Here is a 19654-nt window from a genome sequence, read left to right on the forward strand (position 1 = left end):
TTAGTAACACTTCTGTTAATTATTTAATAACACGTGGCGCAACGCCTTCGTTGGTTATTTTAACTTCTTTAATCAGGCCGTCTTTATCGAAGTATAGTTTATCTATACAGGTAACACGGTGGTTGCCATCTGTTTCGGTAAGCGGGCGACGGTGGTAAATAATATACCATTCATCAGTTCCCGGTACTTGTATCACCGAGTGGTGGCCTGCCCCGGTGGCTATAGTAGCATCTTGTTTCAGTATGGTGCTGATGCGTTTGAACGGACCAACCGGAGAATCGCCAATGGCATAGGCTACGCGGTAATCAGGGCCTGTCCAGCCGCCTTCCGACCACATGAAGTAGTATTTGCCTTTACGTTTAAACATTACCGGGCCTTCCACATAGTCCTTCGGAGTGATCGATTTAAATATCTCGCCATTTTCAAACGGAATAAAACCGGTAAAGTCTTTATTCAGCTTGGCTATGTTGCAATGGCCCCAGCCGCCGTATATAATGTAGTACTGGCCTTTATCTTTATAGATGAACTGATCAATAGGCTGCGCTTTGTTGATGATCTTATCGATAAGCGGTTTGCCCAAATAATCCTTAAACGGACCGGCAGGGTTATCAGCCACAGCTACACCTATACCGCCTTTTTCGTTATCGTTTTGTATATCGTTAGCCCCGAAGAAAAGGTAGTATTTGCCGTCTTTTTCGGTAATGGCCGGTGCCCAAAGCGCACGCTTAACCCATTTTAGGGCGGCGGTGTCAACAATGTTGCTGTGTTTGGTCCAGTTCACCAAATCGGTTGATGAAAAGGCATCAAAGTGCACTTGTTGGTTGTAAGGTGCCGAATAGGTAGGGTACACCCAGTAAGTTTTACCAAAAATGACAGCTTCAGGGTCGGCATACCATCCTTCGGCAATAGGGTTGCCCGATGTTTTTTTCTCTTGTGCGCTGGCTGTAGTGCTAACAGCTATAAATGCATTTAGCATCAACAATGATGCAATGTAGTGCTTGGCAATAAGTTTCCTCATGGCTTGTTTGTAGGTTTCTTCTTTTTATTAAATCTTTTCTTCTTGGCGTGGAAATGCACCTCGTGCGGCGGACGGAAAACCGGCGATTCACCAATTTCTTCGGGCAGGGTTTTCTGCTCTATGGTTTTCTCTATCAGTTTTTCAATGTTGTTGAACTTGCCCTGGTCGCGCTCGTTCAGCAAAGTGATAGCGGTACCTGTAGTGGCGGCACGTGCGGTACGGCCTATGCGGTGTATATAATCTTCCGGATCGGGTGGTACATCGTAGTTAATTACCAGGTCGATCCCCTCTACATCAATACCGCGCGATAAGGCATCGGTACCGATAATTACCGGCAGGTTTTTGTTCTTGAAGTTAAGCAAGATCTGCTCGCGCTCCACCTGGTCCAGATCGGAGTGGAAAGCGCTTATTTTGATATTGGCAGCCTTCAGTTCTTTATAAACAGATTTTACTTTGTCTTTAGTAGACGAGAAGATGATGATACTGGTGTATTTGCCATCTTTCAACAAGTATTTGATCAGCGGTGTTTTTTGCTGATCGGCAACGCGGTAAACCTGCTGATCGATACCTACAGCCGGTTGCGATAGCGCGATGTTTATTTGCTGCGGATTGTTCAGTACCGTTTTTGCCAGCGTACGGATACGCCCTGGCATGGTAGCCGAAAATAACAGCGTTTGCCTTTTTTTAGGCAGATAGCTGATAATACGCATAATATCATCCTGAAAACCCATGTCGAGCATGCGGTCGGCTTCGTCTAATATTAAGTGCTGTATATGGTTAAGTTTAAGCACGCCCGATGTAAGGTGGGCTATAAGCCTGCCCGGGGTGGCTATAATAATATTTACATTATTTTGGATACCGCGGCGCTGCTGTTCGTAAACAATACCATCGCCGCCGCCAAATACCGCCAGCGAGCTGATGCCCGTAAAATAAGCAAGGCCTTCAACCTGCTGGTCTATCTGCTGCGCGAGCTCGCGGGTTGGGGTAAGTATAAGTACAGTGGTTTGGTGGGTGTGGTTTTGAGCAATATGGTTCAAAACCGGCAACAGGAACGCCCCGGTTTTACCGGTACCTGTTTGAGCACAAGCAATCAGATCCTCCCCGCCTGCTATCACGGGGATAGCCATTTCCTGTATGGGTGTTGGCTTGGTATAACCCATGCTCAGTACACCTTCTAATAAATGCTCGTTAAAATTAAATTCCTGAAAAGTCACTATCTGTATTAATACGGTAATGCGCAAGATAGGTAAAATTTGTTATAAGTAGTATGTTGTGAGTGGTGAGTTGAAAGTTGTGAGTGAGGAGATTCAGGAGTTGAGAATCAGGATGCAAGACAAACTCGTTGGAGAGCAAGACTTACGAAGTTTTCAAAACTTCGTAAGTCTTTCTTCACTCTATATAAAAGCGAAAAGCACCGACAACTCAATGTTGCCGGTGCTTTTGTTATTTTGAATCTTGTCTCCTGATTCTCAACTCTTGAATCTATATAAAGAATCTTGTCTCCTGATTCTTATTTCTTGACTCTATAAAAAACTACTCCACCAGTACGCCTATGTAAAAGTTGAAGGTATCTACCTCTATATTATCTTTAGTGGCGCCTTCAATGGTTACCGGGGTTAAGCGGGTTTTGGGGCTGATGAACTGGTATTCGCCACCTTTTAGTTTTACACGCACCGGCATGTCAAAGGTTTCTTCAGAAGCTATCCAGCGGCAATATAATTTTTTGTTCATGGTTACAAATTCCAGTATCGGCAGTTCTTTGTGTTTGAGGTACTGCGCAAATACCGAACTGAAGTTTTTACCCGATTGCTCATTTACATAGCTCACCACGTCATCATAAGTAACGGTTTTGTGGTAGAAGGTTTTGTTGAGTCCACGCAGTATGCCCCGCCATTTTTCGTCATCACCTATAATGGTGCGGATCATGTTGAGCATGTTGGCGCTTTTAGGGTACATATCGCCCGACCCCTCTTTGTTCACACCATACGGGCCAACAATAGGCGCGTCGTTAGCAATGCCTTTTCTTACGCCGTGCACGTATTCTAAGCCAGCCTCCTTACCCCAGTTATCTTCTATAAATAACGATTCGGAGTAATTAGTAAACCCTTCATGGATCCACATATCGCCGATATCTTTCGAGGTGATATTGTTACCAAACCACTCGTGCCCGCTTTCGTGAATGATGATGAAATCCCATTTCAAACCCCAGCCTGTACCCGACAGATCATTGCCTAAATAACCATTACGATACTTGTTACCGTAGGCCACGGCGCTTTGGTGTTCCATACCTAAATGTGGGGTTTCTATCAGTTTATAACCATCCTCATAAAAAGGGTATGGACCAAACCAGTGTTCAAAGGCCTTCAGCATAGGTTTTACATTAGCCGCGAAATGTTTTTTAGCTTTTTCCAGGTTGTAAGTAAGCACCCAATAATCTAAAGATAGCTTGCCCTTTTCACCTGCGTAGCTATCGCTGAAATGCGCGTAGTCCGCAATGTTGGCAGCCACATCGTAGTTATTGATTGGGTTTGCTACAAACCAGTCGAATTTGGTATAGCCATCCTTCAGTTGGGTAGTTTTACGCAGGCGACCGTTCGAGATATCCTTTAAACCTTTGGGTACGCTGATACTGATCAGCATGCTATCCACCTCGTCGCTTTGGTGATCTTTATTAGGCCACCATATACTGGCACCCGCGCCCTGGCAGGCAGTGGCTACCCATGGCTTGCCTAACGAATCGGTAGTAAATACCACGCCGCCATCCCATGGGGCGCGTTTGGCCACAGTAGGGTTGCCCGAATAATAAACCGTAAATTCATCCTTTGCACCCTTGCTTATCGCCTGCGGAAAGGTTACGAACACCGCGTTGAACTCACGGGTAAAAGGCACTTCTTTGCCTTTGTAAACTACCTTTTCAACCTTCAGGTTATCGTACAGGTCGAATTGCAGTTTGCTGATATCCTCGGTGGCGGTAAACTTGAACAGGTTGCTGCCGCTGATGTATTTTTTATCGATATCAAACTTCACATCCAGGTGATAATAATTGATATCATAACTGCGCAGGGGCGAAAGGCTGCCGCGCAAACTATCTGCACGGGTAAAGGTTTCTTTCTTCTGCATTAACTGAGCCTGTGCCGGTATCGATAATAAGCCTGTAAACAAGAGTGCCAGGCTGCCGAAATATATATTCTTAATTTTCATTTATGAGTTTGTTGTTATGGAATTATTTCCACGTTTCCATTATGTTTTTTTGCCAAAGCTTGGCGGCATACTGCCTGAACGCTTCCGGTCCGTTTTTAAAAACTTCATCAAAAGTGTATTTGCCACCTTCGGTTTCCGTTGCCGAAAGCTTCACTTTATTAGTACCTCTAACGGCATATTTTTTATCGCCCTCGTGCATGATGATCTTCATATTACTCGGACTAACATCACCATGGCATACCGTTTTATACATTAGCCATACCTCTGCCTTGCCATTCTTATCAAGATCGGTTACCGCGAAGGTGCCGGGTATAAAACTGGCGTTGATATCTACCGGACAATCTTTTATAAAATCATAAGTTTGCCAGGTTGATTTATAAACGCCATTGCCCTCAATTGTATAATGGTAAGCGTACAAGGCTGCATCCCTGCCTTCCATCTCTGAATTTTTGGTGGGAGTTTCTCCTGTTTCGGTAGTTATAACTAAATACTCGCCGCCGCTGTCTTTATATTTTACCGCGTCAATAATATGGCCGCTATATTTTACAGATGCAGGTACAGTCTTTTTATCAAGCTTAGTTACCTGTACCTGCGCGGACGCGCTTTGTATAAAAAGCAGCAGTAATATCGGGCAAAATAGTTTTATCATTATTTTAATACTTCTACATCAATATAGCTATCATTAAATACCTGGTGTGTGGCTTTTATATAATCGCTTTCGTTGGCTTTGTATGGGTTTTCCACAAATTTTTGCGGGTTACGCGCCACAATAGGGAACCAGGTACTTTGTACCTGTATCATAATACGGTGCCCTTTTTTAAAGGTATGCAGTACATCCTGTAACTGGAAGTTAACATCGGTTTTTTGGCCGGGTACCATAGCTTCGGGTTTTTCAAAACTATTGCGGAAACGTGCCGGCATTACTTCCGAACGTACCATTTGCCAGTAATTGCTCAAAATGATGCTCTTGTTAGGCATGTATGGATGGTTCTGCTCGTCGGGTGGGTATACGTCTATCAGTTTCACTACCCAGTCGGCATCGCTGCCGGTGGTGGCCACTTTAAGGTGTGCCATAATTTCGCCGCCAAGGGTTACATCATCGGTAAGTACCTCACTTTGGTATACCAGTACATCGGGGCGACGGCCTGCGAAACGCTGGTCTTCGCTCATGTAATTATGTGGGGTGAAACCCATGGTGGTGCTGTTGTCTTCGGTATACGGAACCGGCTTCATCGGGTCGCTCACAAAATCTACCGAAGCGGCTGTGCCCGGTTGTGTGCTGGCCAGTTTACCATCGGCACCTAAAAATAATTTGCGATGCTCGGCAGTAGGTACAGGCCATTTATCAAACGTAGCCCATTCTTTTTTGCCGGTATTGTACATATAGGCGTTAGGCAGGCCCGAATTTTTATCGCCTTTGCCTTTCAAAAAGTGGTTGAAGAATTTTGCTTCAATTTCTTTTTGGTAGAAGGTAGCTATGCTATCGCCAAAGTAAACGTTGCTGTGCAGGGTATGTCCGGTTTCGCGCGACCAGCGCCCGTGCCCGAACGGCCCCATCACAATGGTATTATATGCCGATGGATCGCTCTTTTTAATGGTTTTATAAATAGCCAGCGGACCGGTAAGGTCTTCCGCGTCGAACCAGCCGCCTACCAGCATTACCGCGGGTTTTACCTTGCCGAAGTGTTTCAGCAAACCACGTTTCTGCCAAAAATCATCGTAGTTGGGGTGGTTAATGGTTTCCTGCCAAAAAAAGTTGTCTTTATAGTATTTGTCGGCATTTTTAAGCGGACCAAGATCAAGCAGAAACTGGTAGCCATCGCGGGTGCCGGCGTTAAACATTTTGTCGGTAAACCATGATTTGCTGGTGGTATCCTTTTTTTGCACACCAAACACCGGGAAGGTAAAAAAGTAACCTTCAATGAAAGCGCCGTTGTGGTGAAAATCATCAAAAAAGAAATCAGATATAGGAGCCTGCGGCGATGAGGCCTTCAGCGCCGGGTGGTTAGACAGGATGCCCGCCGCAGTGTAAAAACCCGGATACGAGATGCCCCATTGCCCAACTTTACCATTGTTGCCGGTAACGTTCTTGATCAGCCAGTCGATAGTATCATACGTATCAGAACCTTCGTCAACATCGGTCTTGCTTTTTTTATTGTCGATAGCCGGGGTCATGTTGGTCCAGGTACCTTCACTTTTGTAGCGACCGCGTACATCCTGGTAAACAAAAATATAGCCTTCTTTCATCATTAAAGCCGATGGGCCCAACTGGTAAGGATATTTAGTTTCGCCGTAGGGGCCAATGCTGTAGCAGGTACGCTGCATCATTATCGGGTACTTGTTTTTCGCCGTAGCATCCTTGGGGGTATAGATAGAGGTGAACAGTTTTACACCATCGCGCATGGTGATGTACACATCTTTTTTGGTAAAGTGATCTTTAACATAGTCTGTTTGCGCGAAGAGCGCATTACAACAGCACAATGCCAATAATAATAAAGTGGTAAACTTTTTCATCATTAAAATTTATGAGGGTTACAGTTAATGCACCAAAGTACCAATTATTTAATAATTAGCGAAGGGGATGTAGTTTGTGTGATAAATATTACGGGTGGAGGGGCTCGATTGATTCGTAATATTTAAGTCTGATGCTTTTCTACTGAATTAAATGGCATATCAAATTCTCCAAAAACAAAACAGGCTGTCATTTAAAAATAACAGCCTGTTTCAATATTTATGTTAGCGCTAATTATACGCCTAATAATAACCTTGTAGGATCTTCCAGCAGTTGTTTAACGCGTACCAGGAAGCTTACAGATTCGCGGCCGTCAATGATACGGTGATCGTATGATAGGGCTACGTACATCATCGGGCGGATCACCACTTGTCCGCTTACGGCAACCGGGCGCTCAATAATGTTGTGCATACCTAATATGGCCGATTGCGGCGCGTTGATAATAGGGGTTGACATCATTGAACCGAATACACCACCATTGGTAATGGTGAATGTACCGCCGCTCATTTCGTCGATACCTAATTTACCATCGCGGGCACGTACCGCCAGGCGTACTACTTCTTTCTCAATTTCAGCCAGGCTAAGGGTATCGGCATTGCGGATCACCGGAACTACCAAACCTTTAGGGGCTGATACCGCTATTGAAATATCGGCATAGTTGCTGTATACCACTTCTTCGCCATCAATACGGGCACCTACGGCAGGCCACTCTTTAAGGGCTTCGGTAACTGCTTTAGTAAAGAACGACATGAAGCCTAAGCCTACACCATGTTTCTCTTTAAATTTATCTTTATACTTAGAACGTACCTCCATTATCGGCGACATATCTACCTCGTTAAAGGTAGTAAGCATGGCGGTTTCGTTTTTAACGGCAACCAAACGCTTGGCCACTGTTTTACGTAACGACGACATTTTTTCGCGACGCTCGCCACGTTCGCCTGCTTTTGCAGGGGCGGCAGCAGGAGCCGATGCAGCGGCCGGTTTGGCAGCAGGCGCAGGCGTTGCGGCAGGTTTTTGCGCGTTAATGGCATCCTCTTTAGTGATGCGGCCATCAACACCGCTACCGGCTACGCCTTTAGCGTCAACACCTTTTTCGGCTAATATTTTAGCTGCGGCAGGCGATGGTGTGCCCGACGCGTAAGTTTTTTCTTTTGATACCTCGGCAGTTGCGGCCGGGGCAGCAGTTGGCGCCGCGGCAGGTTGTGCAGCAGGTGCAGCACCGCTGCCTGATATGCTGGCTACTAAAGCGCCAATAGGCAATACATCACCTTCGTTAGCCAGGGTTTTTAATGTACCGGCCTGCTCGGCAGTAAGTTCAAAAGTAGCTTTGTCTGATTCCAGTTCGGCAATGGCTTCGTCCATAGTAACGGCTTCGCCATCTTTTTTGATCCAGCGCGAAAGGGTTACTTCGGTAATTGATTCGCCCACGGCAGGTACTTTAATTTCTAAAGTGCTACCTGTAGCCGCGGCCGGTGCAGGTGCTGCTTCTGCAACCTGTGCAGGGGCAGATGGTGCAGACTCGTCGGCTTTATCAGCTTCAACTGCCGGTGCGGCTTCTTTAGCAGGTTCAGCAGCGCCGCCATCTTCAATGCTGGCAACTACAGCGCCTATGGCTAAAGTATCACCTTCAGCAGCTATTGTTTTTAAAGTTCCGGCTTTTTCGGCAGTAAGCTCAAAGGTGGCTTTGTCTGATTCTAACTCGGCAATTACTTCGTCCATGGCTACCTGGTCGCCATCTTTTTTGATCCAGCTCGACAGGGTTACTTCGGTAATTGATTCGCCTACCGGCGGAACTTTTATTTCTAAACTCATAGTATGTTAGTTGTAGTGTTCTCTTTGTTGTGTTGCAGGTTGTGTGTATTATAAGTTGCAGGTTCCGTATTAAATGTATACCTGTTAGCTTACAACATTCAACACATAACCTGCAACCATACTAAGATCAATCTGCGCCGGCTTCGGCCAGTTTTTTGGTTGTTTTGTCTATAGAGGCTTTAACATCTTTGCTCCCTTGTGTTTCAAAAGCTTTGTTGATGATGTACAGTTGCTGCGCGGCGTGCTGTTTAGCATAACCGGTAGCGGTACTGCTGCCCTCAATACGCGATATAATATCGAGCTTAACCACCGTATCGTTATGGAACTTACGGCAAATGTATGGCCAGGCACCCATGTTTTCGGGCTCTTCCTGTACCCATATAAACTCTTTGGCTTTGTTGTATTTAGCCTTAACCTTTAATATCTGGTGTACCGGGGTTGGGTATAGCTGTTCTACACGTACAATGGCTACATCCTTACGTTTATCTGTTTGTTGTTTCTCAAGCAGATCGTAATATACTTTACCGGTACATAGTAATACACGTTTTACCTTTTTAACATCGGCGTAATTATCATCAATCAGCTCCTGGAATTTGCCTTTGGTAAAGTCTTCCAGCGGTGATGAGCATTTAGGGTTACGCAATAAGCTCTTCGGTGTAAAGATGATGAGCGGTTTGCGGAAATCGCGTTTCATCTGACGGCGTAAAATATGGAAGAAGTTGGCCGGGGTGGTACAGTTAGCCACCTGGATGTTATTATCGGCACAAAGCTCCATAAAGCGCTCCACACGGGCCGATGAGTGCTCCGGTCCCTGACCTTCGTAACCATGCGGCAACAACATTACCAAACCATTACCACGCTGCCATTTAGTTTCGGCACTGGCAATGTACTGGTCAATAATGATCTGCGCGCCGTTGAAGAAGTCACCAAACTGGGCTTCCCATATCGTTAAAGCGTTAGGGTTGGCAAGGGCATAGCCGTACTCAAAACCTAACACACCATATTCAGATAATAAGGAGTTGTAAATATTAAACTCAGCTTTGGCACCAAGGGTGGTAAGCGGGGTATACTCATCTTCAGATTCGGCCAGTGTTAACACCGCGTGCCTGTGCGAAAAAGTACCGCGTTTAACATCCTCACCGCTTAACCTTACCGGGTGCTCATCTTTCAACAAGCTACCGTAGGCCAACAGCTCACCCATTGCCCAATCGAACACGTGGGTTTCTGTAACCATTTTATTGCGGTCTTCAAACAGTTTTTCAATTTTTTTGAAGAACACTTTATCTTTTGGCAGTTCGGTTAGTTTACGGCCTATTTCCAGCAGTTCCTCTTCAGGTACCGAGGTATCGATAGGTACGTGCAATTCCCTGTCTGATGCCAGGTGAAGGCCTTCCCAGGCACCGGCAAACATCGGGATGGTATCTGTAAACCTATCCTGCGCTTTTACTTCGTTCAGCTGACCTTGTAACAGATCGCGGAATTTCTTTTCAGCATCTTTGGCAAATTGCTCGGTAACACTACCTTCGGCAATCAGCTTTTTCAAATATACCTCGCGCGGGTTAGGGTGCGCCTCAATGGCTTTGTATAATACCGGCTGGGTGAATTTAGGCTCATCAGCCTCGTTATGGCCGTAACGGCGATAGCAAAGTATGTCGATAAATACGTCGTCGTGGAAAATCTGGCGGTATTCCATGGCCATGTTGATCACGTAGGCCAAAGCCTCAACATCATCACCATTAACGTGGAAAACCGGCGAAAGCACTGTTTTGGCCACATCAGTACAATAAGTACTTGAACGGGCATCTTTAAAGTTGGTGGTAAAACCTATCTGGTTGTTAATAACAATGTGGATAGTACCACCTGTGCGGTAACCATCAAGCTTTTCCATTTGCAATACCTCGTACACAATACCCTGGCCTGCTATTGAAGCATCGCCATGTATTAATATAGGAGCTATTTTGGTATGGTCGCCTTTGTATTTAAAATCGATTTTTGAACGGGTTAAGCCTTCTACAACCGGATCAACCGCCTCTAAGTGCGATGGGTTAGGGCAAAGGCTCAAGTGTACCTTTTTACCGTTGGCTGCCGATACGTCGGTTGAAAAACCAAGGTGATATTTTACGTCGCCGCCAAATGGAGAGTCAGAATCATAGTTCTTACCTTCAAACTCCGAGAAGATCTCTTTGTAAGTTTTCTCCATGATGTTGGCCAGCACGTTCAAACGGCCGCGGTGTGCCATACCGATGATAAACTCTTCGATACCTAATTGCGCGCCCTTTTGAATAACCGAATCAAGCGCCGGTATCATCGCCTCGGCACCTTCTAACGAAAAGCGTTTCTGGCCCAGGAATTTGGTACCCAAAAAGTTTTCGAAGATAACTGCCTGGCTAAGTTTGTTCAGCATCAGCTTTTTATCGTCAACAGAAAATGCAGGCTTGTTGCGCTGCTTCTCCATCCTATCTTCAAACCACTTGATTTTGATAGGGTTGCGAATATACCTGTATTCGGCGCCGATGGTACCGCAATAGGTTTCTTCAAGCAACTGGTGAATGTCGCGCAGCTTTGCCGGGCCTAAACCTACTTCAACACCCGCGTTAAAGGTGGTGTCCAAATCGGCTTCGCTCAAGCCAAAAGTATCCAGTTCTTTGCCCGGAAAGTACTTGCGGCGCTCGCGTACAGGGTTGGTTTTTGAGAACAGGTGCCCGCGGTGGCGGTACCCGTCTATCATGTTGAGTACGTTGATCTCCTTCAAAAAATGCTCGGGAGTTTCTGCACTTACTGCCGGGGCTTCAGATCCTCTACCGAAGTCGAACCCCTCAAAAAATTTTTGCCACCCAAAATCTACCGATTCAGGGTCTTGTTTATATGTTTCGTATAAAGAATCAATATAGGCTGCGTTTCCGCTATTTATATAATCCAGGCCACTCATTTAATTATAGTCTTTAAAACAGTGCAAAAGTAAACATATCGTATTACAAACCTTAAAATTAATTTGTAAATCATCTGTTTAACCTAACATATTACGGTCATTTATGATTTAGCTTAAATTTTATTCTTTCAGATAATGTATCACTATACTTTAACCCAATGGGCAGGAGTTTATTATAATGGTTGAAAAGGAGAGCGTTTTAATTATAAGCTGATGATTGCGGTTACCCAAGCCCGTACCCGAAATCCTTACTTGATAGGTGTTCGGAAGATCAAAATCTTAATCCGTCATGCCGAATTTATTTCGGCATCCCATTACAAAAGTCTCAGATAAGCAAAGTGTTTACTTTGCTCGTGGGATGCTGAAACAAGTTCAGCATGACATTTATAATCTTCCCCAAGCACCCGAACCTGAAACCCCGAACCCCACCACTCATCTCCCCAAACAGTATCCATATTTTTACAAGGTGTTATACAATTAATATAGGGTGTAAATAAAAAAGCAATATATTTACCGGCACCTAAAATCATTAATCTTACATTTATTAGATATATATAATATAACATGAAAAAACTATTGTTAGGCATTCTTGCTTTTTCGGCTTCGGGTACGGTATTAGCACAGGCCCCCAATACTTTAACTGCTAAAGAAAAAAAAGACGGCTGGGTATTATTGTTTGACGGCACCACCACTACAGGCTGGCATACTTATAACCAAACTACAGTTGGCGAATCATGGAAAGTTACTGATGGCGCGTTAACCCTTACTCCGGGTGCCGAAGGCCGTGGCGACCTTACTACCGATGGTGAATACGAAAACTACGAACTATCATTAGAGTGGAAAATAGCCGAAGGCGGTAACAGCGGTATTATTTTCGATGTGCATGAAGACGCTAAATTTGGCGCATCGTACCTAACAGGTATTGAAATGCAGGTGCTTGACGATGTTAAGGCCGAAGATAACAAACAGCCTAACCACCTGGCCGGTTCATTATATGATATTATTGCCCCAGCCCGTGCGGCTAATGCTGCCGGACAATGGAATACAGTAAAGATACGCCAGAAAGATGGCAAGCTTACTTTTTGGATGAACGGCAGCAAAGTAGTTAACGTTGGTCTTTGGGACGATAACTGGAAAAAACTGGTTGCTGGCAGCAAGTTTAAATCCTTCCCTGATTTTGCCACTTACAAAAAAGGCCGCGTAGCCTTACAAGATCACGGCGCTACAGTATCCTATCGCAATATCAAGGTAAAACAATTATAAAATACTCAAAACCCTATGATGCCTTAAAAACACCATAGGGTTTTTCAATTATGCCCTTGCTTATAAAGGGAGATGGGGAGAGGTTTATGAGCGAATTTCAAATTAAAAAATCAACGGTTACGTATGATGCCATAGTTGTTGGCTCAGGTGCCGGAGGTGGCATGGCCGGTTATGTTTTGGCGCATGCAGGTTTAAAAGTATTAATGCTGGAGGCCGGGCCGTTCTTTGACCCGGCAAAAAACTCATCGCAGTTGAAGTTCCCCTGGGAGTCGCCGCGAAGGGGAGCAGGCACAACAAGGCCATTCGGCGACTTCGACGCGGCCTTTGGCGGCTGGCAGCTGGATGGCGAGCCCTACACTACCAAAAACGGAACGGAATTTCAATGGTTTCGCTCGCGGATGCTGGGCGGACGAACCAATCACTGGGGACGGATCTCATTACGCATGGGGCCGCTCGATTTTAAACCCAAGGATGGCCTTACCGAGCCCTGGCCCTTCGCCTACAATGAAATAAAACCATTTTACGATAAAGTTGACCGCCTGATAGGGGTGTTTGGTACGGTTGAAGGTTTAGAGAACGAACCCGACGGTATATTTTTACCACCACCCAAGCCACGCCTAAATGAGCTGTTCATAAAGAAAGGCGCGCAGAAAGCCGGTGTAACCGTTATCCCGAGCCGCGGCTCGGTGTTAACAGAGGCATTGCCGGGTAATAAAGACCGTGGCGCCTGCTTCTTTTGTGGACAGTGCGGCCGCAGCTGTAAAATCTATGGCGATTTCTCGTCGTCGTCGTGCCTGGTGATACCGGCCATGAAAACCGGCAACTTACAGGTAATATCAAACGCTATGGTGCGCGAGGTACTTACCGATAAAAATGGCTTGGCCACAGGCGTATCCTATATTAATAAGGAGGATATGCTGGAGTACCAGGTAAATGCCAAAATTGTAATATTAGGTGCCAGCGCCGGCGAATCGGCACGTTTGCTGCTCAACTCGAAATCACCGGCACATCCGGGTGGTTTGGCAAACAGCAGCGGTGTGGTTGGTAAATATCTGCATGATTCAACCGGGTCAAGCGGCGGCGGTTTCCTTCCACAATTGCTCGATCGTAAACGCTACAACGAGGATGGTGTGGGTAGTATCCACATTTACTCGCCATGGTGGCTGGATAATAAAAAGCTCGATTTCCCTCGCGGATACCATATTGAATACGGCGGCGGCATGCGTATGCCATCGTACGGGTTCACATCGGGTATGCATGAGATGAACGGTACTGTACCGGGTCGCGATGGTAAAATGAAAGAGGCCGGCGGCTATGGCGCTTCGCTGAAGGATGACTATCGTCGTTTTTACGGTACCGGTGTTTGGATGGCCGGGCGTGGTACCGCTATTGCCCGCGAGGATAACTATTGCGAAATAGACCCCGAAGTGGTTGATAAATTCGGTATCCCGGTATTGCGTTTCCATTATAAGTGGGCACCCGATGAGGTGAAGCAAGCCAAACACATGCAGGAAACCTTTGCCGAAATTATGCACAACATGGGTGCTATCGGCTTTAAACCGCAAGGCGCCGATACCAATTACGGACTGGAAGCTCCCGGCAAGATCATCCACGAAGTGGGTACCGTGCGTATGGGCGATAATCCTAAAAAATCAGCACTCAATAAATGGAGCCAGGCGCATGATTGCAAGAACCTTTTTGTGGTTGATGCCGCGCCGTTTGTGCAACAGGGCGACAAGAACGCTACATGGACCATTTTGGCCCTCTCAATGCGTACCGCCGAGTATATTTTAGAACAACGTAAGAAACTAAACGTATAACATAAATCAATTATTTATGAACAGACGTGATTCGTTAAAAGCTATAGGCTTCGGTACATTATCTACCGGTTTATTGCTTGAGGCCTGTAAAGGCAAGGAAGAAAAAAAGGCTGTAACGCCTGATACCACCGCATCGGTACCAAAACCCGAGGAAACGGCCGACGAAACCCGCCAGCCCTGGGAAACCGAACGCGATAAGGCGCTTAACGCTCAAAAGTTTTTTACCGCTGCCGAAATGGCAACCATAACGGTACTGGTAGATATTATTATACCGAAAGACGAAAAATCGGGCAGTGCTACTGATGCCAAGGTGCCCGAGTTTATAGAGTTTATAGTTAAGGATATGCCTGATCACCAGGTGCCATTGAGAGGTGGCCTGCGCTGGCTCGATCTGCAATGCCTGCGTCGTTACAATGCCACTTTCACCGAGTGCACACCGCACCAGCGTATTGAAATGATAGACCAGATCGCTTACCCTAAAAAAGCGAAATACGATATGCAGCAAGGCGTAGCCTTCTTCAACCGCATGCGCGACCTTACCGCCACCGGCTTTTTTACCAGCGAAATAGGCTATAAAGACATCGGCTACCTGGGCAACTCCCCAACCAAATGGACCGGCGTACCCGCCGACGTACTGAAACAGTACGGTATGGAGCACGCTTAGTTGTTCGAGTTGTAGGTTGTGTGTTGTAAGTTGTGGGGGAGCTCCAGGTTTGAGGTTCCAGTATCGGGAGACCGGTATGTGTGTGAAAATATGAAACATGCTAAGACAAGTCCTCTCTTTTGGAGAGGATTTAGGTGAGGCTTAATGCAAGAATTAAAACTTTGACAACTTTTTAAAAGTTGTCAAAGCAATAAACGAGACTGTATTTCTTCGTATCTAATCCTGACGTGTTAAAAAACGGTCATTCTGGAACGTAGTGAAGAATCTTCTTCGCCTTAAAGGTAGTCAACAGATGCTTCGTTCCTCAGCATGACAGTAATAAAGGATATGAGTGCCCCTGCTTTCACAATCTATCGGATTCGAAATCTTGTAACCACAATAGAGTAATAGATTGGAATTTTATTTATAGAAAACCAAAACCCATACAACCTTCAACACACAACCTACAACCCTAATCAAGCGGCAGTAGTTTCATTTACAGGTAACCAGGTATCAATAAAAGCACTTTTGGTTTCCAGTTCTTCGGCGGTGCGGGTAATGAAGTTGCGGTTATCGCGCGGATCGTTGCCTACGCCAGCTACAAAGGCCCAGTTGCCCCAATTGCTGGCAGGGGAGTAGTCTATCAGTTTTTCCTCGAAATAAATAGCGCCGCGTGTCCAGTCAACCTTAAGATCGCGTACTAAATAGCCCGCTACAATCTGGCGACTGTAATTGTTGATATAGCCGGTAGCGTTAAGTTCGTGCATGGCGGCATCAACGTAAGGTATGCCGGTATTGCCGGTTTGCCATTGCTTAAATAACTTATCCTGATTAGTGCCTGTTTCGGGCGCCTCAGTCTTAAACCCTTCGGAATTGAAGAATTTACGGCCATGCTTTTTAAACATGAAGCGAAAATAATCGCGCCAAAGCAATTCGGTAATTAGCGGATTATTGTGCGAGTTGCTGCGTTCGTGCTCAACCACCTCCCAATAAACCTGCCGTGGCGAAATGCAACCCAAGGCCAGCCATGGTGACAGTTTCGACGAAACCTCGGCTACAATTTGCGGATTGCGGGCCGCCTTGCTGTTCAGCGGTTCCTTATTAGTTAAGTATTGGTTAAGGTATTGCAGGGCTATGGTTTCGCCGCCTGTAAACTGCATGGTAGCACGCGGATCATCGTACGGAGCTTCCAAACCCAGATCCTGCAATGTGGGCAGTTCACCGGCATCTGTAATTTCAGGGGTGCTGATCTGCTCGGGCGTAGCCGCTACGGCGCGCACATTGCTGTCGCGCTCCACCTTCTTTTTAAATACCGCAAAACTGTCCGGTATATCCTTTATCGGGAAGGGAAGGTCTTCTTTATGGTATAAAGTATGGCCGATGAAATGTTTAAGATTAAGCCTTGTTTTCCACAAGGCGGCTTCTACCTGTTCGGATATGGCCGTTTCTTCAAAAGCTACTTCACGATGATGATATACCTCGTTAACTTGGTATTCGGCAGCCAATTGCGGTATAATTTCTACGGGATCGCCGGTGCGGATAATAAGTTCGGCACCAAGGGCACGCAGGTTATTGCGCAGGTCGGCAACAGATTCGATAAGAAAACGGGTACGAAAACCACCTGTTTTTAAACCGCCGGTTTCGGTTTGCTTAAAATAGAACGGATCGAAACAAAAAACCGGTAATACCTTATCAGCTTTGCGGGTGGCTTCTAACAATATTTCGTTATCATGAACCCGCAAATCATTTCTAAACCATACCAGAATAGTTCGTTCACTCATCGGTAACAGGGGAATTAACTTTTGTGCAGTTCAACAAAAATGCGATTTATTTATTTCTTCTGCATCGTTCGCTGCAATATTTGACATCCGCCCAACATTTAGCCCACTTTTTTCGCCAACTGAAAGGCTTGTTGCAAACTGCGCATATTTTATGCGGCAGGTTGTGCTTTGGAGTGTGTTTTGTGCTTGCTGATGTGATACTTGCGAATTTACTTAACTTTTTACAGATGCAGCCATGGCATTTTATTCTTTTATAAAATTGGCTGTAATATAGCACTGCATCAGCCGTTTAATTATATACAGGTATGACAATTACATTGATTAATAAGTAGTAATTTTATATTGAATTTTTAAACCAAAAGCTATGGCTACCATTGAAAGCATACAAGCAGCATATATAGATCATGTGTTAACCGAAGGCGAGCAACCCAAATCGGTTTACGTATTCGCCAAAAAGAATGAGCTTACCGAAGAAGAATTTTACCGCTATTTCGGCTCGTTCGACGCGGTGGAGCAAAATATATGGGCCGATTTCGCTAAGAAAACCCTTGCCGAAATAAAAGGTCAAGAAGTATGGGCACAATACAGCGCGCGCGAAAAAGCATTATCGTTCTTTTACGGTTTCTTTGAGTTGCTGAAAAGTAGCCGCAGCTTCGCGGTATATAGCCTTAAAAAACAGCCAAGGGGTTTTAGTACCCCTGAAGTTTTTGAACCGCTGAAAAATATATTCGAGAATTTTGCAGGCGAAATACTGAACGAAGGTTTAGAAAGCGGCGAACTATCCGATCGCAAATTTTTTGCCAAACGCTATAAAGATGCCCTTTGGGTACAGTTTGGTTTTGTGCTTAACTTTTGGGTAAAAGACAATTCGGCCGGGTTTGAGAAAACCGACGAAGCCATTGAAAAAGGCGTAAACGTAACGTTCGATCTGTTTCAGCGTACCCCTATCGATAACCTGATAGATTACGGCAAGTTCCTGTATAAAACAGGCAATATTAAAGAGAAAATGGGCTTCTGATTTAGTGAGTGATTTAGTGATTGGTGAATGAGTGATGGAAATTGAATAGAGGTATGGCTTGTCACCCTGAGCTTGTCGAAGGGTGTGGGTGAGGGCCTCTACGCACGATCCTTCGACAAGCTCAGGATGACCCACCTATAAGCCTTCTAAACTTGTCATTGCGAGGAACGAAGCAATCCCATCGCCGCTTTATCAAGCATACATAAAAAATACCCAAGCCTTTATCACGATTGCCATATCCTGATTTTAAACACATGAGTGATACCCCTAAAGAACAAAATAGTATACCCACCAGTAAAGTTGAACGCTCGGCCAAGTTTGTAAAAACGGGCTTTAAAATTGGCGGCAACTATATAAAGCATTATTCAAAAAAACTGTTCAATCCCGAAATGGATAAAACAGAGCTGAACGAAGATAACGCGGCTGATATATACCAGTCATTAAGCGAACTCAAAGGCAGTGCCCTTAAGGTGGCGCAAATGCTTAGTATGGATAAGAACCTGCTACCGCAGGCTTATGTTGATAAATTCTCGCAATCGCAATATAATGCCCCGCCGCTATCCGGACCGCTCATCGTGCAAACCTTCCGCAAGCTGTTTGGTAAAACGCCCGATCAAATCTACGATAAATTCAACCTGCGTTCCACCAATGCCGCTTCGATAGGGCAGGTGCACCAGGCCGAACTGAATGGTAAAAAACTGGCGGTTAAAATTCAATACCCCGGTGTGGGCGATTCCATATCATCTGACCTGAAACTGGTTAAACCTTTCGCTTTCCGCCTGCTGGGCATGAGCGAAAAGGAACTGGATATTTATATGCGCGAGGTAGAAGAGCGCCTGTTGGAAGAAACCGATTACGAGCTGGAAGTACGCCGGTCTATCGAGTTTTCTACCGCTTGTTCTATTTTGGATAATGTTGTGTTCCCAACCTATTACCCCGAACTTTCGGGCAAGCGCGTTATTACTATGGACTGGTTGGAAGGTAAACACCTGCGCGAGTTTCTGAACACTAACCCATCGCAGGAGTTACGTAATACGATAGGGCAGGCGTTGTGGGATTTTTATAATTACCAGCAGCACGAAATGCGCGCCGTACATGCCGATCCGCATCCCGGTAATTTTATGATAACGCCCGATGGCAAATTAGGAGTGATTGATTTTGGTTGTATTAAAGAGATGCCCGAAGAGTTTTATACACCTTTCTTCTCGCTTACCTCAACCAATTTATTGGATAATAAGGAGGAAACCATCAAGGCTTTCCGCCTGCTGGAAATGATACTGCCTAATGATACCCCGGCGCAAGTGGAGTTTTATTATGGTATGTATAAGCAGATGATCGGCTTGTTCGCTATGCCGTATATTAATGAAACGTTCGATTTTAGCCAGTCGGAATTTTTTGATGAGCTGTACCGTTACGGCGAAAAAATATCAAAAATGCCCGAGTTTAAACAAGCCCGCGGCGTTAAGCATTTTATTTATGTTAACCGCACCAATTTCGGGTTATACAACATACTGCACGAACTAAAAGCCGAAGTACGTACCGATACTTATAAACCGCACGTGGTATTGGAGTATTAACAGAGGGCTAGTATTCTCCATTACTGTCATGCTGAGAAACGAAGCATCTGTCGGCTACTTTTAAAGTGAAGAAGATTCTT

At 45.3% G+C, this 19654-nt stretch carries 15 protein-coding genes; 5 read left to right on the plus strand and 10 right to left on the minus strand.

What is annotated here, in order from left to right:
- Positions 1-19: 19 nt before the first annotated feature.
- From ABD894_RS14230 to ABD894_RS14265, 8 genes are all read right to left on the minus strand, one after another.
- Positions 20-1018 (minus strand): glycoside hydrolase family 43 protein, encoded by a 999-nt coding sequence (locus tag ABD894_RS14230; RefSeq protein WP_345211715.1) that lies wholly within the window; start codon positions 1016-1018, stop codon positions 20-22.
- Positions 1015-2232 carry a DEAD/DEAH box helicase gene (locus ABD894_RS14235; protein WP_345211766.1) on the minus strand — a complete coding sequence of 406 codons (1218 nt, stop codon included), beginning with the start codon at positions 2230-2232 and terminating at the stop codon, positions 1015-1017. Before ABD894_RS14235 ends, ABD894_RS14230 begins: the two co-directional genes overlap by 4 nt.
- A 319-nt stretch (positions 2233-2551) precedes the next feature.
- Positions 2552-4219 carry a M1 family metallopeptidase gene (locus ABD894_RS14240; RefSeq protein ID WP_345211716.1) on the minus strand — a complete coding sequence of 556 codons (1668 nt, stop codon included), beginning with the start codon at positions 4217-4219 and terminating at the stop codon, positions 2552-2554.
- A 22-nt stretch (positions 4220-4241) separates the two neighbouring features.
- Positions 4242-4865, minus strand: coding sequence for a M949_RS01915 family surface polysaccharide biosynthesis protein (locus ABD894_RS14245; protein WP_425562960.1), 624 nt, complete (start codon positions 4863-4865; stop codon positions 4242-4244).
- Between the two features lie 2 nt (positions 4866-4867).
- Positions 4868-6736, minus strand: coding sequence for a CocE/NonD family hydrolase (locus ABD894_RS14250; RefSeq protein WP_345211718.1), 1869 nt, complete (start codon positions 6734-6736; stop codon positions 4868-4870).
- 229 nt (positions 6737-6965) lie between these two features.
- Positions 6966-8543 (minus strand): 2-oxoglutarate dehydrogenase complex dihydrolipoyllysine-residue succinyltransferase, encoded by a 1578-nt coding sequence (odhB, locus tag ABD894_RS14255; protein ID WP_345211719.1) that lies wholly within the window; start codon positions 8541-8543, stop codon positions 6966-6968.
- Between the two features lie 127 nt (positions 8544-8670).
- Entirely contained in the window at positions 8671-11472 is a 2802-nt protein-coding gene (locus ABD894_RS14260; protein ID WP_345211720.1) for a 2-oxoglutarate dehydrogenase E1 component, read from the minus strand.
- 314 nt (positions 11473-11786) lie between these two features.
- Positions 11787-12002, minus strand: coding sequence for a hypothetical protein (locus ABD894_RS14265; RefSeq protein WP_345211721.1), 216 nt, complete (start codon positions 12000-12002; stop codon positions 11787-11789).
- Between the two features lie 34 nt (positions 12003-12036).
- Here ABD894_RS14265 and ABD894_RS14270 point away from each other — a divergent pair, with 34 nt between their 5' ends.
- The 3 genes from ABD894_RS14270 to ABD894_RS14280 all read left to right on the plus strand — a co-directional run bounded on the left by ABD894_RS14270 (position 12037) and on the right by ABD894_RS14280 (position 15219).
- On the plus strand, positions 12037-12735 hold the full coding sequence (locus ABD894_RS14270; protein ID WP_345211722.1) for a 3-keto-disaccharide hydrolase: 699 nt from the start codon (positions 12037-12039) through the stop codon (positions 12733-12735).
- A gap of 86 nt (positions 12736-12821) precedes the next feature.
- On the plus strand, positions 12822-14555 hold the full coding sequence (locus ABD894_RS14275) for a GMC oxidoreductase (protein ID WP_345211723.1): 1734 nt from the start codon (positions 12822-12824) through the stop codon (positions 14553-14555).
- A 16-nt stretch (positions 14556-14571) separates the two neighbouring features.
- On the plus strand, positions 14572-15219 hold the full coding sequence (locus ABD894_RS14280; protein WP_345211724.1) for a gluconate 2-dehydrogenase subunit 3 family protein: 648 nt from the start codon (positions 14572-14574) through the stop codon (positions 15217-15219).
- 455 nt (positions 15220-15674) lie between these two features.
- On the opposite strand, the gene ABD894_RS14285 is transcribed toward ABD894_RS14280, so the two are convergent.
- Positions 15675-16979 (minus strand): DASH family cryptochrome, encoded by a 1305-nt coding sequence (locus ABD894_RS14285; protein ID WP_345211725.1) that lies wholly within the window; start codon positions 16977-16979, stop codon positions 15675-15677.
- Between the two features lie 46 nt (positions 16980-17025).
- The gene (locus ABD894_RS14290) at positions 17026-17256 is read right to left on the minus strand and encodes a DUF2256 domain-containing protein (RefSeq protein WP_345211726.1); all 231 of its coding nucleotides are present in this window, start codon (positions 17254-17256) and stop codon (positions 17026-17028) included.
- 87 nt (positions 17257-17343) lie between these two features.
- On the opposite strand from ABD894_RS14290, the gene ABD894_RS14295 reads away from it, so the two are divergent.
- A complete protein-coding gene (locus ABD894_RS14295; RefSeq protein WP_345211727.1) occupies positions 17344-17997 on the plus strand; it encodes a TetR family transcriptional regulator C-terminal domain-containing protein in 654 nt (217 codons plus the stop codon).
- A gap of 254 nt (positions 17998-18251) precedes the next feature.
- On the plus strand, positions 18252-19574 hold the full coding sequence (locus tag ABD894_RS14300; RefSeq protein WP_345211728.1) for an ABC1 kinase family protein: 1323 nt from the start codon (positions 18252-18254) through the stop codon (positions 19572-19574).
- Positions 19575-19654: the final 80 nt, after the last annotated feature.

It is taken from the genome of Mucilaginibacter gynuensis (genome assembly GCF_039541195.1).
Lineage (GTDB): Bacteria > Bacteroidota > Bacteroidia > Sphingobacteriales > Sphingobacteriaceae > Mucilaginibacter > Mucilaginibacter gynuensis.